This is a genomic window from Caulobacter zeae, from assembly GCF_002858925.1.
GTDB classification, from domain to species: Bacteria; Pseudomonadota; Alphaproteobacteria; order Caulobacterales; family Caulobacteraceae; genus Caulobacter; species Caulobacter zeae.
Genome location: NZ_PJRS01000022.1, coordinates 24,444 through 38,363, shown reverse-complemented (window position 1 = coordinate 38,363; position 13,920 = coordinate 24,444). Strand labels below are relative to the sequence as shown.

16 protein-coding genes are annotated in these 13,920 nt (G+C 71.2%); 5 read left to right on the top strand and 11 right to left on the bottom strand.

Going from position 1 to position 13,920, the window contains the following annotated elements; translation table 11 throughout:
- Window positions 1-96: 96 nt before the first annotated feature.
- The 5 genes from rplT to SGCZBJ_RS11695 form a co-directional block, all read right to left on the bottom strand.
- Entirely contained in the window at window positions 97-453 is a 357-nt protein-coding gene (rplT, locus tag SGCZBJ_RS11715; RefSeq protein WP_101718180.1) for a 50S ribosomal protein L20, read from the bottom strand.
- Between the two features lie 15 nt (window positions 454-468).
- The gene (rpmI, locus tag SGCZBJ_RS11710) at window positions 469-669 is read right to left on the bottom strand and encodes a 50S ribosomal protein L35 (protein WP_018061454.1); all 201 of its coding nucleotides are present in this window, start codon (window positions 667-669) and stop codon (window positions 469-471) included.
- A gap of 147 nt (window positions 670-816) precedes the next feature.
- Window positions 817-2,037 (bottom strand): MFS transporter, encoded by a 1,221-nt coding sequence (locus SGCZBJ_RS11705; protein WP_338065456.1) that lies wholly within the window; start codon window positions 2,035-2,037, stop codon window positions 817-819.
- 59 nt (window positions 2,038-2,096) lie between these two features.
- Window positions 2,097-2,903, bottom strand: coding sequence for a transglutaminase-like domain-containing protein (locus SGCZBJ_RS11700; protein ID WP_101718179.1), 807 nt, complete (start codon window positions 2,901-2,903; stop codon window positions 2,097-2,099).
- Between the two features lie 40 nt (window positions 2,904-2,943).
- Complete coding sequence (locus SGCZBJ_RS11695; protein WP_058347695.1) at window positions 2,944-3,132, bottom strand: hypothetical protein; 189 nt, start codon at window positions 3,130-3,132, stop codon at window positions 2,944-2,946.
- Between the two features lie 217 nt (window positions 3,133-3,349).
- On the opposite strand from SGCZBJ_RS11695, the gene SGCZBJ_RS11690 reads away from it, so the two are divergent.
- Together SGCZBJ_RS11690 and SGCZBJ_RS11685 are read left to right on the top strand one after the other, a co-directional pair.
- Window positions 3,350-3,895 carry a cysteine hydrolase family protein gene (locus SGCZBJ_RS11690; protein WP_101718178.1) on the top strand — a complete coding sequence of 182 codons (546 nt, stop codon included), beginning with the start codon at window positions 3,350-3,352 and terminating at the stop codon, window positions 3,893-3,895.
- Window positions 3,892-4,884 (top strand): GlxA family transcriptional regulator, encoded by a 993-nt coding sequence (locus SGCZBJ_RS11685; protein WP_101718177.1) that lies wholly within the window; start codon window positions 3,892-3,894, stop codon window positions 4,882-4,884. Before SGCZBJ_RS11690 ends, SGCZBJ_RS11685 begins: the two co-directional genes overlap by 4 nt.
- On the opposite strand, the gene SGCZBJ_RS11680 is transcribed toward SGCZBJ_RS11685, so the two are convergent.
- Together SGCZBJ_RS11680 and infC are read right to left on the bottom strand one after the other, a co-directional pair.
- Window positions 4,885-5,625 (bottom strand): 2OG-Fe(II) oxygenase, encoded by a 741-nt coding sequence (locus SGCZBJ_RS11680; protein ID WP_101718176.1) that lies wholly within the window; start codon window positions 5,623-5,625, stop codon window positions 4,885-4,887. It abuts the gene before it with no gap.
- Window positions 5,626-5,691: 66 nt separating this feature from the next.
- Window positions 5,692-6,213, bottom strand: coding sequence for a translation initiation factor IF-3 (infC, locus tag SGCZBJ_RS11675; protein WP_101715116.1), 522 nt, complete (start codon window positions 6,211-6,213; stop codon window positions 5,692-5,694).
- Window positions 6,214-6,442: 229 nt separating this feature from the next.
- On the opposite strand from infC, the gene SGCZBJ_RS11670 reads away from it, so the two are divergent.
- From SGCZBJ_RS11670 to SGCZBJ_RS11660, 3 genes are all read left to right on the top strand, one after another.
- Window positions 6,443-7,072 (top strand): YitT family protein, encoded by a 630-nt coding sequence (locus SGCZBJ_RS11670; RefSeq protein ID WP_240621488.1) that lies wholly within the window; start codon window positions 6,443-6,445, stop codon window positions 7,070-7,072.
- Window positions 7,073-7,154: 82 nt separating this feature from the next.
- Entirely contained in the window at window positions 7,155-8,006 is an 852-nt protein-coding gene (locus SGCZBJ_RS11665; RefSeq protein ID WP_101718175.1) for an aldose 1-epimerase, read from the top strand.
- Complete coding sequence (locus tag SGCZBJ_RS11660) at window positions 8,003-8,422, top strand: hypothetical protein (protein ID WP_101718174.1); 420 nt, start codon at window positions 8,003-8,005, stop codon at window positions 8,420-8,422. Before SGCZBJ_RS11665 ends, SGCZBJ_RS11660 begins: the two co-directional genes overlap by 4 nt.
- Before the next feature lie 31 nt (window positions 8,423-8,453).
- On the opposite strand, the gene fixJ is transcribed toward SGCZBJ_RS11660, so the two are convergent.
- The 4 genes from fixJ to cydD are packed head-to-tail and all read right to left on the bottom strand — an operon-like array spanning window position 8,454 to window position 13,841.
- On the bottom strand, window positions 8,454-9,056 hold the full coding sequence (gene fixJ / locus SGCZBJ_RS11655; RefSeq protein WP_101718173.1) for a response regulator FixJ: 603 nt from the start codon (window positions 9,054-9,056) through the stop codon (window positions 8,454-8,456).
- The gene (locus tag SGCZBJ_RS11650) at window positions 9,056-10,549 is read right to left on the bottom strand and encodes a PAS domain S-box protein (protein WP_101718172.1); all 1,494 of its coding nucleotides are present in this window, start codon (window positions 10,547-10,549) and stop codon (window positions 9,056-9,058) included. The genes fixJ and SGCZBJ_RS11650 overlap by 1 nt, the downstream gene beginning before the upstream one ends.
- A gap of 5 nt (window positions 10,550-10,554) precedes the next feature.
- Window positions 10,555-12,201: an amino acid ABC transporter ATP-binding/permease protein gene (locus SGCZBJ_RS11645; protein ID WP_101718171.1), complete on the bottom strand. Its 1,647-nt coding sequence runs from the start codon at window positions 12,199-12,201 to the stop codon at window positions 10,555-10,557.
- On the bottom strand, window positions 12,198-13,841 hold the full coding sequence (gene cydD / locus SGCZBJ_RS11640) for a thiol reductant ABC exporter subunit CydD (protein WP_101718170.1): 1,644 nt from the start codon (window positions 13,839-13,841) through the stop codon (window positions 12,198-12,200). The genes SGCZBJ_RS11645 and cydD overlap by 4 nt, the downstream gene beginning before the upstream one ends.
- Window positions 13,842-13,920 lie beyond the last annotated feature (79 nt).

The window sequence follows — 13,920 nt, the reverse complement described above, 5'->3', positions numbered from 1 at the left end:
ACGCTTGGTGGAACCGGATAACGCACAGCAAAAAGCCCTCCGGCTCGCGCCGAAGGGCTTTTCAAAGGATAGGTGAGCGGTGAGGCTCAGATGTCCTTAGGCCAGGGCAGCGCGAACCTTGTCGGCGATGGCCTTGAACGCAACGGCGTCGTTGCCGGCGATGTCCGCCAGGACCTTACGGTCGATCACGATACCCGCCACGTCCAGGCCGTGGATGAATTGCGAGTAGGTGAAGCCTTCGGTGCGGGCGCCGGCGTTGATGCGCTGGATCCACAGCGAACGGAAGGCGCGCTTGCGCACCTTGCGGTCGCGGTAGGCGTACTGACCGGCCTTGTCGACCGCGGCCTTGGCCGTACGGATGGTGTTCTTGCGGCGGCCGTAGAAGCCCTTCGCCTGTTCAAGAACCTTCTTGTGCTTGGCGTGGGCGACGACGCCACGTTTAACGCGAGCCATGTGTCAGCGCTCCTCTTAAAGGCCGTAGGGCAGGTACGAACGGATGGTCTTGGCGTCAGCCTCGCTCATCACCTTCGTTCCGCGGTTTTGGCGGATGTACTTGCCGTTGTGGCCGATCAGGCGGTGGCGCTTGCCGGCGACGCCGGCCTTCAGCTTGCCCGTGGCGGTGATCTTGAAGCGCTTTTTGGCGCCCGACTTCGTCTTCAGCTTAGGCATTTCGCGTCGGAGCGTTTAACGGCCCCGTCCTCTGGATAGCGAGACGAACCGCCATGGCATGCCAAATTGGCCAGGCGGTTCCGGAAAGGCGGGGTGAATACTGGAGCCCCGGGAGAAAAGCAAGGCCCGACGGACTCTTAAGTCCGATCAGGGCGCGGCCTTGGCCCGGCGGCCCACGGTCACCGCCAGCACGACGGCCGGGACCGTCAGCAGGGCGCCCACCCAGTAGGGCGCGCCGGTGGCCAGGCCGAACAGCGGACCGGCCAGCATCGGGCCGCTCATCCGCGCCAGAGAGCCGCTGGCCATGTTGAGGCCCAGCATCGCGCCCTGCTGGTCGGGCGGGGTGGCGCGCGAGATCAGCGCCGCGATGCACGGGAACACCAGCGACTGGCCAAAGGCGGTGAAGCCCACGAACAGCGGCACGTAGGCGGCGCTGGGCACGAACGGGGTCGAGGCCATCGAGACGCAGATGATCAAGAGGCCCGCGGTCAGCACCTTGGGCTCGCCGAATCGACGGGCCAGGCGTCCGGTCAGCACGCCCTGGCCCAGCGAGGCGACCACGCCGATGACGGCGAAGCACAGGCCCACCTGCTGGGGCGTCCAGTCGAACCGCGCCTGGGTCCACAGGCCGAAGGTGGCCTCCATGCCCGAGAAGGCGGCGGTGGAGACGAAGGTGACCATCAGCACCCGCGACAGCACCGGATGGGCGAAGGCGGCCTTCAGGGCCTCGCGACGGGGCGGCGGGGGCGGGGCGTCCTTGCGGGGCGCGCGGCTCTCGACCACGAACAGGAAGACGCCCAGGGCGGCCGTGGCGGCCAGGCCCGCGGCCACCAGCAACGGCAGCTGGAAGCCCAGCCGTCCGGCGTCCGGATGGGCCAGCAGGCCGCCCAGGGCCGGGCCGACCACGAAGCCGGCCCCGAAGGCGCTGCCCAGCAGGCCCATGCGCGCGGCCCGCTTCTCGGGCGGGGTGACGTCGGCCATGTAGCCCTGGATCGTCGAGATGTTGCCGCTGGCCGCGCCGCTGAGGAAGCGGATGACGAAGGCCGCCGCGATGGTCGGGGCGAAGGCCAGGGCCACGTAGGAGGCGGTGTTGGCCAGGATGGTGACGATCAGCACCGGCCGGCGGCCGATGCGGTCGGACAGGCGTCCCCAGAACGGCTCGGCCAGGAATTGGCCCAGCGAATAGGCCGAGAACAGCGCCGTCACCTGCCAGGGGCTGGCGTTCAGCGCCTTGGCGTAGAAGGGCAGCAGCGGGATCACCAGGCCGAACCCGACCAGGTTGATGAACACCACCAGCAGCAGGACATAGAGGGCGCGGGAACTGTGGACGGGCGCCGGCGGCGTGGCCGGAGCAGCAGGCATGGGCATGACGGGAACCTTCAAGGCGGCTCCTCTACGCCCGATGGTCCGAAAAAGCGACTGAAATTTCAGTTTCCGGGTGCGGAGGATGTTTCCAACTGCCGGATGGCGATGGACTTGGCCTCGAAGCGGGCGTCGCCGAAAGTCGCCGCGAAGGCGACGTCGGCGGCGTCGCGGCCAAAGCCGATGGGGACGAGGCCGGCCAGCGGCGCGCGGCGGGTCGGGTCGAAGGTGCGCCAGGCGCCGCCGAGATAGACCTGGAACACCGCGTGGAAGTCAGCCGGCCGCAGATCCAGCGCGTAGCAGGAAACGAAGCGCGCGGGCATGTCGAGCGCCCGGCACAGGGTCACGCCCAGGTGGGCGAAGTCGCGGCACACGCCGACGCGATCGACCAGGGTGTCGAGGGCGCTGGTGGCGCCGCTGCTGGTTCCGGCCTCATAGGCGATCGAGGCGGCGATCCAGTCGGTGATCGCCTGCGCCTGGCCCAGGCCCTGGGGGCGGGTCCCGAAGGTCTGGCGTGCGAAGGCGGTCAGGCGATCGGACGGGCAGTAGCGGCTGGGATTGAGATAGGGCAGCACCGTGAGCGGCAGGTCGTTGACCACCTCGCCGCCGATGAAGTCGCGCTGGTCGACGACCGAGCGCCGCTCGACCTCGGCGACATAGCCGATGTCGAGCGGTCCGGGCTGGGCCAGGAAGCGGATGAAGCGATTGCCCGCGAAGGCGTCGACGAAGAAATCCGCCGTGATCCCCGGGGGCAGCAGGATGGTCTCGTCGTGAACGTCCTGATCGGCGCCGTCGGCGGCCTGGATCGCCAGGATGAAGCTCGTGGGCGCGCGCACGTCGTAGCGCAGGCGACAGTCGATAGAGAGACGCATGGCGCGGGTTCCAAAGGAGGACAGCGTGAGGGCGGCGTCCCTAAACGCCCGACGGCGGCGTTTGGGCCCGGGCCGCCATGCGGGCGTCCTCGGCGTCGGCCAGTTCGCTCCACGTGCGGGCGGCCTGTTCGTGCTTGGCCTGGACGTGGGGCAGCGAACTTGCGCCGGCGGCCTCCAGGGCCGTGGCGGCGAGCGCGCGGTACTCCGGCGCGCGAAAGGGATGTCTCAAGGGGGGAAGCTCCTGCCGAAGGCAAAGTCCAGGGCGGGCTTCACGCGCATCATATGGGGATGAGGCGGGGTGATTGCGAATTCGGGGCTGGGCAAGGCCTTCAGCGCATTGAACCATGAATGTCTTTTTCTGTCCGTTCTTCGTCCGTCGCCTCGCTTATCCCGCTTGAACCCGAGGCCTAGCCTGCGGCATCTTCATCGCCACGGAGCTACCGAATATGTCCGCCGCCACCGCCCTGATCGTCGTCGACGCCCAGGACTCCTTTCGCCAGAGGGCTTCGTGGGACCCCGCGATCGCCGGCGCCTACCTCGAGCGCCAGCAGGCGCTGATCGATGGGGCCAAGGCCAAGGGCCTGCCGGTCGTGCAGATCCTGCACGTCGAGGCCGAGGGGATCTTCAGCCTGGCCTCGGGTCACGTACGCACGGTCGAGGGGCTGTCGCTGGCGCCCGACGTCACCTTCCACAAGCCCAGCCACAGCGCCCTGGTCGGCACGGGCCTGCTGGTCTGGCTGATCCAGAACCGTATCGGCCGGGTCATCGTCAGCGGCATCCGCACCGAGCAGTGCTGCGAGACCACCACCCGTCACGCCTCGGATCTGGGCTTCGCCGTCGACTACGTCACCGAGGCCACCCTGACCTTCGACATGACCGACCGCCATGGCCGGGTCTTTACCGTCGACGAGATCAAGGCCCGCACCGAACTGGTGCTGCACGAGCGCTTCGCCCGCATCGCCACCGTGGAGGAGGCTCTCGAGGCCGCATGACCGACCCGTCGCCCGCCGTCATCCCCGTCTATGTCGTCCTGCCGCCGCGCACCCTGCTGCTCGACGTGGCCGGACCCATGGAGGTGCTGCGGCGGGCGGCGATGGAGCCTGGCGCGCCGGGCTTCTCCGTCCGCTATGTCGCCGCCAGGTCGACGATCGACAGCTCGGTCGGCCTGGCGCTGGCCGGCCTGGCGCCGCTCCCGGAGGTCTTGCCCGATGGAGCGATGGTCGTGGTCTCGGGCAATGTCGACCAGGTGCTGGGCGGTCCCGGCCCGACGGACCAGGACGCCGCCGACGAGGACGCCATCGTCGGCTGGCTGGCCCGGGTGGTGCGACCGGGCGTGACCCTGGCCTGCATCTGCTCGGGCGCGCTGCTGGCCGCGCGGGCGGGACTGCTGGCCGGCAAGGCTTGCACCACCCACCATGTCTGCATCGAGGACCTGACGCGCCTGGCGCCCAGCGCCCGGGTGCTGGAGGACAGGCTGTTCGTCGAGGACGGCGAGCGGCTGACCAGCGCCGGCGTCACCTCGGGCGTCGATATGATGCTGCATCTGGTCGCGCGGCTGCGCGGGCCGGCCCTGGCGGTGTCGATCGCCCGCCAGATGGTGGTCTATCTGCGGCGCGGGCCCGCCGATCCGCAGCTGTCGCCCTGGCTGGAGGGGCGCAACCACGTACACCCGGCCGTCCACCGCGTGCAGGACGCCGTCGCCGCCGACCCGACCCGCGACTGGAGCCTGGAGATGCTGGCCGATCTGGCGGCCGCCAGTCCGCGCCACCTGTCGCGGCTGTTCAACGCCCATGCCGGCATGAACCTGACCGACTACGTCAACCGCCTGCGGCTGGCCCTGGCCAGCGAGATGCTGTCGGCGACCCGGCTGGACATGGAAAGCGTCGCCGAGCGGGCCGGCTTCGCCTCGACCCGCCAACTGCGCCGCGTCTGGCGACGACACAACCCGACCCCGCCCAAGACCGCGCGGGCGGCGCGCTGATCAGCCGCGCGTACGGATCCAGCCGGTCAGCGACAGGCGCGGCCCGGCCGCCTGCGGCGTGACGTAGCTGACGGCGTGCTTCTGCGGCACGCGGAAAATGTTCAGGGCGTTGAAGCTGGGCGTGTAGCCCTCGGCCACGTGGCCGTCGCCGTCGAGAAACAGCAGCAGGCCGCCCCAGTCGCCGCGCCACTGCGGCGTCAGGTTCAGGACGTAGGCATAGAGCCGGTTCTTGCCGTCGGCGTGGTCGTCGTGCTCGGTCAGGAAGTGGCCGGGTCGATAGCGCGTCGCCTGGCAGTCGCAGTATTCGGGGCGATCATCGCCCGTCAGGTCGCGCACGAAGCCGAGGAAGGCCTCGCCGTTGATCAGGTCGTAGGCGGCTTCCAGCAGTCGGCCCTCGCGCCTGCCGGCCTCGACCTCGTCGCTGACCCGGAAATTGTCGAATCGAAAGCCGAAGCCGGCGCGGGTCTCCTCGGCCACCTGGCGGTCGAGGGCGGCGTCGTCGGCCGCCGACAGGGCGCCGGGGCCGTTCAGCGGCAGGTTCCAGAGCTTGGTCCCCACGCCGACCACGCCGCTCCAGGGCGTGTCGATGGCCAGGGCGGCGTGCAGGCGCGAAGCCGAGTCGGCCGTCAGGAACCCTGGCAAGTGCAGCCGGCCGTTGGCGGAGAAGGCCCCGCGCCAGGCCTTGGGCGTCAGACCGGGGTCGAGGGAGAGGGGAGCTTGCTTGGCGGCGGGCTGTGACATCGGGGCGAACCAGAAACGAAAAACGCCCCGGCGAGGCCGGGGCGTCTTCGAAGATAGGGCCTAAGCTTAGCGGGGCGCCAGGATCATGATCATCTGGCGGCCTTCCATGCGAGGCTCGTATTCGACCTTGGCGACTTCGTCGAAGTCGGCCTTGACCTGCTGCAGCAGCTTCATGCCGAGTTCCGGGTGCGCCATTTCGCGACCGCGGAAGCGCAGGGTGACCTTCACCTTGTCGCCTTCCTCGAAGAAGCGGAACATCGACTTGGCCTTAACGTCATAGTCGTGCTTGTCGATGTTCGGACGGAGCTTGATTTCCTTGAGCTCGACGACCTTCTGACGCTTGCGGGCCTCGTTCTTCTTCTTCTGCTCCTGGAACTTGAACTTGCCGTAGTCCAAGATCTTGCAGACAGGCGGGTTCGCGTTCGGAACGATTTCAACCAGGTCCAGGCCAGCTTCTTCGGCCGCTTCCATGGCGGAGGCGGTCGGCATCTCGCCCTGCTTCTCGCCGTTCTGGTCGATCAGCAGCACGCGGGGGACGCGGATTTCATCATTGATACGCGGTCCATCCTTGACGGGCGGCGCTTGCATGGGACGGCGAATAGGGGCGGCTCCGGAATTGTTGTAGAGGATTTCGCGCGGCGCCCATGGGGCGTCGCGTTGAGATGATATATGACGCTAGACACGGACGCTATCAAGCGTCTGGCGCGACAAGAACGTTCCACGCGGCCGAGGATCGGCGGCGGAAGGGGCGACAGGGCGGGAACGTGATCGGGACGGGCGGCCGTTTCCCATCCCTCCAGACGACGATTCGACGCCCTTGAACGCCGCCGCCGCCTCCATTTCGCCCATGCCCGCCACGCGCCACACGATCATCGAAGATGTCCATGCGCTGCTGATCGGCACGAGCTTCATCGCCGTGGGCCTGACCCTGCTGAAGACCGCCGGCCTCGTGACCGGCGGCATCGCCGGGATCGCCCTGATCGTCTCCTATCTCGGCGGCTGGCCGGTAGGGGTGGTGTTCTTCGTGCTGAACCTGCCGTTCTACATCTTCGCCCAGCGGGCCCTGGGCTGGACCTTCGCGTTCAAGACCCTGGCGGTGAACGTGGCCCTGACCAGCCTGACCCTGGCCCTGCCGCACTGGCTGAAGCTGAAGGGCGTGGACCCGATCTTCGCGGCGGTGTTCGGGGGCACCATCATCGGCATGGGCATTCTCGCCCTGGCGCGCCACCGCGCCTCGGTCGGCGGCATTGGCGTGCTGGGCCTGTGGTTGCAGGAAAAGCACGGGATCAGCGCCGGCAAGGTGCAGATGGGGACCGACGTCCTGGTGGTGGGGGCGGCCTTCATGGTTGTCAGCCTCGACAAGCTGCTGCTGTCGGTCCTGTCGGCCGTGGCGCTGAGCATCGTCATCATCGCCAACCACAAGCCGGGCCGCTACGCCGGCTATTGACGGCCATGTTCATTGCCCCTGTGGGGCCAAGCTGGCATACGACGCGCGACGTAGCGTGCGTTAGCGCTACCAGGAGTTCCGCATGACCCGTCCCGTCCTGGCGACCGCCCGCGCCCGCGTCGAACTGCTGCCCGAGGTGGGCGGTTCGATCGGTCGCTTCGTGTTCGACGGCCGCGACGTGCTGCGCCCAACGCCGGAAGGCGCGACCGACGCCCTCAACGTCGGCTGCTTCCCGCTCGTGCCGTTCTGCAACCGCATCCCCAATGGCCGCTTCGCCTTCCAGGGGCGCGAGGTGGCGCTGGCCCCGAACCTCGGCGGCCATCCGCATCCGCTGCATGGCCAGGGCTGGCGCGGGGCCTGGACCGTGACGGGCCTGTCCGACACCCGCGCCGTGCTGACCTACGACCACGCCCCGTCCGACTGGCCCTGGGCCTACCGCGCCGAGCAGATCCTGGTGCTGTCCGACGAAGGCCTGCGCATCGAGCTGTCGGTGACCAATACGGGCGCCGAGACCATGCCGGCCGGCCTTGGCCTGCATCCCTATTTCGCCGCTCGCCCGGGCGAGGCGCTGAAGATGGACGTCGACGGCGTCTGGATGGTCGACGCCGACGTCCTGCCGACCGTCCACCACCAGGGACCGTGGATGCGCGACTGGACCGCGGGCGCGCCGACCGCCGCAGACAGCCTGATCGACAACTGCTGGACGGGTTTTGGCGGCAAGGCCGTGCTGTCTGCCCCGGAAGGAACCTCGACGATCATCGAGGCCTCGGACAACTGCCGCTGGGCCCATGTCTATTCGCCGCCGGGCGCCGACTTCGTCTGCGTCGAGCCGACCTCCAGCCGTCCCGACCCGTTCGGTGAAGGCGAGACCGGCATCGTCGCCCTGGCCCCGGGCGAGAAGGCGTCGGTCTGGATGACCCTGACGACCGCATGATCGCCGACCTGCTCGATTTGCGCCGTATCAAGGCGCGCTGGACCGACACCGGCTTGAATGGCGCCATGTGCGCCCCTTCGCCCGCTCGCCCGCTGGTGATCATCGTCGAGCCCGACGAGGCCCTGCGCGAGGCCCTGGCCTTCGCCCTGGAGACCGAGGGTTACTGGCCGCGCGCCTTCGCCGGGGTGGCCGAGGTCCCGCTGGCCGAACTGATCGCCGCCGACTGCCTGGTGCTGGACGTCGACCTGCTGGCCCTGGCCTCGCTGCGCGGCAAGGGCGTGCGCACCCCCGCCGTGCTGGTGGCCGAAGGTCCCGTCGACCTGACCGTCACCGACGCCCTCTGGGCCGGCGTCGCCCACAAGCCGCTGATCACGGATGCGCTGAGCGTACAGGTGAGGAAGGCGGTCGGGGCGTAGGCTCGACCCTCCCCCTTCGGGGAGAGGGTCTTCAGTTCCGCACCGATAGCGTCATCCGCACCAGGGCCGCCAGGTTGTCGGCGTGCATCTTGCTCATCAGCTTGGCGCGGTAGATCTCGACCGTGCGCGGGCTGATGCCCAGGTCGCGGGCGATGATCTTGTTGGGGTGGCCGGCCACGACGCCGTCCAGCACCTGGCGCTCGCGCTCGGACAGGGTCTCCATCCGGGCCAGCACCTGGGCCTGGTCGTTGCTGACCGCAGGCTGGGGCGCGGCGGCCAGTGCGCGTTCGAGAGCCGCCAGGATTCGCGCTTCGGAGAACGGCTTTTCGATGAAGTCGACGACGCCGTCGTGCATGGCCTCGACGGCCATGGGGATGTCGCCGTGGCCGGTGATCATCACCACCGGCAGGGCCGAGCCCTCGGCCTTCAGGCGGCGCACCAGCTCCTGGCCGGTCATGCCGGGCATGCGCACGTCGGTGATCACGCAGCCGGGCTCGACCTCGGAGAGGTCCGACAGGAAGGCCAGGGCGCTGGCGTAGGTGCGCACGCGGAAATCGGCCGTCTCCAGCAGGAAGGCCAGGGAGTCGCGGGCGTCGGCGTCGTCGTCGACCACGTGCACAACGGCGTCGCTCATCAAATCGTCTCCTGGTCGGCTGCGGGCGTGCGGGTCTTGGTCGGGGTTGGGGCGGGCGGCAGGGTGAAGCGGAACACCGTGCCGCCGCCCGGATTGGCGTCGGCCCAGATGCGGCCGCCGTGGGCCTCGATGATCGAACGCGAGATCGACAGGCCCACCCCCATGCCCTCGGCCTTGGTGGTCATGAACGGCTGGAACAGGCGCTCGCGGAACTCGTCGTCGACCCCGGCGCCGGTGTCGGCCACCGACACCTCGACCTTGCCGTCCTCCAGCCGGCGGCTGGCGACGGTGAGGCGTCGCACGGCCTGGCCGTCCATGGCCTCGAGGGCGTTGCGGATCAGGTTGACCAGCACCTGCTGGATCTGCACCCGGTCGGCGAAGACGGCGTCGCAGGCCTCGTCCAGGGCGATGCGAACCTCGGCCTGGCCCTCGCGCACGCCGATCAGGGCCAGGGCGCGGGCGTCGTCGACCAGTTCCGACAGGCTCTCGACATCGCGCTCGGTGGCGCCGCGGCGCACGAACTCGCGCATGCGGTGGATCACGTCGCCGGCCCGCAGCGCCTGGTCGGAGGCGCGGTCGATGGCGTCGCGGACCTTGGCCTGGTCCTCGGGACGGCCGCGGTCCATCAGCCGGCGCGAGCCGGTCAGCAGGTTGGCGATGGCCGACAGCGGCTGGTTCAACTCGTGGGCCAGGGTGGTGGCCATCTCGCCCATCGCGGTCAGGCGCGAGACGTGGACCAGCTCGCCCTGCAGCTCCTGCAGGCGGGCCTCGGTGGCGTGGCGCTCGGTCAGGTCGCGGATGAAGCCGGTATAGGCGCGGGTCGGGCCCTTGGTCTCGCCGACGGCCAGCTCCATGGGGAAGGTCGTGCCGTCGCGGCGCAGGCCGGTGACGACGCGGCCGACGCCGATCACCCGCTTCTCGCCGGTCTGTTCGTAGCGCGACAGATAGTCGTCATGGGCGCTCTGGTGCGGCTCGGGCATCAGCATGCTGACGTTCCGCCCCACGGTTTCGGCGGCGGTCCAGCCGAACAGGCGCTCGGCGGCCGGGCTGAACGAGGTCATGATCCCGCGCGGATCGATGACGACCACCGCGTCGGGCACGGTGTCGAGGATCGAGCGCAGGTGGCTGGTCATGGCCACGGTGCGATGGCGGGCGGCATGGAACCAGCCGCCGCCGATCGACATGCCCACCCCGATCATCAGGAACACGATGCTCGACACCGCCGTCGCCTGATCCGGATGCGGCGAGAAGGTCAGGAACCAGACGATGGCCGAGGCCGCGACCGTCGAGATCAGGCCGGGCGCCAGGCCGCCGAGCGCGGCGCTGACCAGCACCGCCGGCACGAACAGCAGGAAGGCGGCCGGGGCGGGGTAGCGGCTGGGCAGGGCGAAGAACAGCAGGGCGCAGGCGGCGATCATCGTCGCTGAGGCCAGGAACACGCCGGGGCGCAGCTCGCTGTGCAGCGGGCCGGGAGCACGCGGGGGAGCGGCCATGGGCCTCAAGGCTTCGCCGGTTCGGTCATGGGCCGGCTTATAACCGACCCGGCGGGGCGCGACACCGTTTCCGCCGCCAGTGTCCGTTCGCAGAGCGCCAGCGGAGCCTTCCGGTGGCTGACCAGCACCAGGCCTTGCCCGGTCCGGCGCAGGCGGGCGTCCAGCCGCGCGATCACCTGGGCCTCGGTGGCCGCGTCGAGGCCCTCGGTCGGCTCGTCGAGCAACAGCCAGGGGGCGTCGCGCAGCAGGGCGCGGGCCAGCGACAGGCGCCGGCGCTCGCCGCCCGACAGCCGCTCGCCCGCCTCGCCCACCCAGGCGTCCAGGCCCTGGGGCAGGGCGCGGACCCGGTCGGCCAGGACGGCGTCGTCGAGGGCGTCCCACAAGGCTTCGTCGGTGGCCGCCGGCGCGGCCAGCTTCAGGTTCTCGCGCACCGTGCCGGCCAGCAGGGCGGCGTCCTGCGGCGCATAGGCGAAGGCTGGGCGCAGGGCGGCGGGCGGCAGGCTTGCCCCATCCTGGCCGTCCAGGGCGAAGGCGCCGGTGGGGGCCGAGCGCAGGCCGACCAGCTGTTCCAGCCGGGTGGTCTTGCCGCAGCCGGTGGGGCCGGTGAGGGCCAGGCGCGCGCCGGGGGGCAGATCCAGGCCTTGCAGGCGCAGGGCGGGGCGGCCGGCCTTGGCCGGCGGCGCCTCCTGGGGCGTATGGCGCAGCAGGGCGTCCAGCCGCTCGCCGGCCGCCTCGGCCCCGCCGTCCTGCTCGAAGGCGCGCGCGATCGGGGCGGCGGCCTCGATGGCCATGACGGCCGCCAGCGCGGCCAGGGCCGCCAGCGGGGCCGAGGCCGGGGCGGCCAGGGCCAGCACGGCGGCGACGGCCAGGCCTGTCAGCGCCCCTTCCGACAGGCCGAGGATCCCTTGGGCCCGGGCGGCGCGGACCTTCAGGGCGTCCAGTCGGCCGCCGAGCACGGCGATGCGGTCGAGGGCGGGTCCCTCCGCGCCATAGACCCTCAGTTCCGGCGCGGCGGCGGCGAAGGCGGCCAGGGCTTCTTTCAGTTCCCCCGCCGCCGCCTGGATCGCCGCCCCGGCCGGGGCGCTGAGCCGTCGGGTCAGGATGCGGGCGAGGACGAGGTGAGCGGCGACGGCGACCAGTATGGCCAAGGCCGGTCCGATCCCGGCCAGGGCCGCCAGGGCCACGGCCATGCCGATCCCCGCGCCGGCGCCCCACGGCGCGGACAGGCGCACGAAGCGGGTCTCGACGGCGTCGACATCCTGCACCAGGCGAGCGGCGGCTTCCCCGCGCGAGATCGCCAGGGCCTCGCGCGGCGGGGCGGCGGCCAGGGCGGCGAACAGGCGGGGGCGGATGGCGGCCAGGGCGTCCAGCGCGGCGGCGTGGCCTTGCAGGCGCTCGCCGTAGCGGGCGACGGTGCGCAGGATGGCCAGCAGGCGGATCGTGGCGCTGGGCAGCAGCACGTTGAACGCCTGGGCGGCAGCCAGGCCCGCGACGCCGGCCAGGGCCGCGCCAGTGATGAACCAACCCGACAGGCCCAGGAGGGCGGTGGAGCCGGCCCCGACCACGGCGGCGGCGATCGCGGCGGTGATCAGGGGAGCGGCCTGGCGGCGACGCTGCTCGGCGACGAGCTTGGAAAGCGGGCTCTTGCTCACAGGCGCACCACCTGGTCGGCGACGGCCGCCAGGGCCTCGGAATGGGTGGCGATCAGGGTCGTGCGGCCGGCGGCGGCCAGCCGTATGGCGGCGATCATCGCCGCCTCGGCCTGGGCGTCGAGATCGGCCGTCGGCTCGTCCAGCAGAAGGATCGGCGCGGGTTTCAGCAGGGCTCGGGCTATCCCCAAGCGCCGGCGCTCGCCGCCCGACAGGCCGCCGCCGCGTTCGTCCAGGGGCGCATCGAGACCGCCGCGGCGGTCGAGCAGGTCCGACAGGCCCGCGCGGCGGGCGGCGGCTTTCAGGTCGTCGCGCGAGGCGTCGGGGCGCGCCAGGGCCAGGTTGTCGGCCAGGGTTCCGGCCAGCAGCAGGGGCGACTGTCCGGCCCAGGCCAGGTCGGCGGCGAAGGCGCCGGCCTCGGAGAGCCTGGCCTCGCCCACGCGCACTTCGCCGGCGCTCAGCGGGGCAAGGCCGGTCAGCAGGTTCAGCAGGGTGGTCTTGCCGCAGCCGCTGGGGCCGAGCAGGGCGGTGATCTTTCCGGCCGGGGCGACGAGGCCCAGGCCGTTGAACACCGCCGCCCCGCCGCCCGGATAGGTCACGCCCACGCCCTCGAAGCGGATCTCCGGCGCGCCCGGCATGGCGAGCGGCGCGGCGGCCGGGGCGGGGACGGGCAGGCGGGCCAGGGTCAGGGCGGCCGTCTCGGCGGCCTGGCGGTCGTGATAGGCGGCGGCCAGCCGGCGCATCGGGGCGTAGACCTCCGGCGCCAGGGCCAGGGCGAAGAAGGCCCGCTTCAGGTCCAGGGTTTCGGGCACGGGGAAGGGCAGCAGGCGCAGCAGGTTGAAGCCGCAATAGACCGCCGCCAGCGCCACCGACAGGGCGGCGAAGAACTCCAGCGCCGCCGACGAGAAGAAGGCCACCCGCAGCACCGCCTGGGTGCGCCTGGAAAGGTCGTGGGCGGCCTGCGCCAGGCCCGCCGTGACCCGGCTCTCGGCCTGGAAGGCCAGCACCACCGGCAGGGTCCGCACGCGGTCGAGGAACAGGGTCGACAGCCGCTCCAGGGCCAGGAACTGCCGGCGCGAGGCGTCGGCGGCGGCCATGCCGGCCAGGGCCATGGCGGCGATGAACGGCGCCAGGGTGAAGAGCTGGATCCCCGCGCAGACCGGGCTGGCGATGGCGGTCAGGCCGATCAGCAGCAGCGGCGCGACGGCCGAGGCGCTGCGGGCCGGGGCGAAGCGCGAGAAGTGCCCGTCCAGCGCCTCGACGCCGTCCATCACTGCCGTGACGGCCGCCCCGCCGCGCGGCGCGCCGGGGGCCAGCAGCGATGCGGCGGCCTGGCGGCGGGCGTGGGCCTTGGCCCGGGCGGCCGCCTCGGCCCCGGCGCGGGCCGCCTTGGCCGCCAGGAAGCCGCGCGCCAGGGCGGAGACCAGGGCCAGGGCCAGGAAGGGCAGGGCTTCGGCCAGGCTTCGGGTCAGGGCGTCGATCCCGAAGGCCAGGCCGGCGGCGAAGCCGGCCGCCCCGGCCACGTCGGCCAGCCGCCAGGCGGCCGCGGCGCGGCTGAACGCGGAGGTTGTCCTGTTCAAGCTTCGCAGCCACGGGCGCGCGAGCGTGAGGATCTCGGTCTCGACGGGGGTCCGAACGGTCATGGCCAGGCTTTAGCGCTCCATCGTGCAAAGGCCTTGATCCGCATCAAAGACCCCTATCGGAAACACGCCTAAGGCGAGA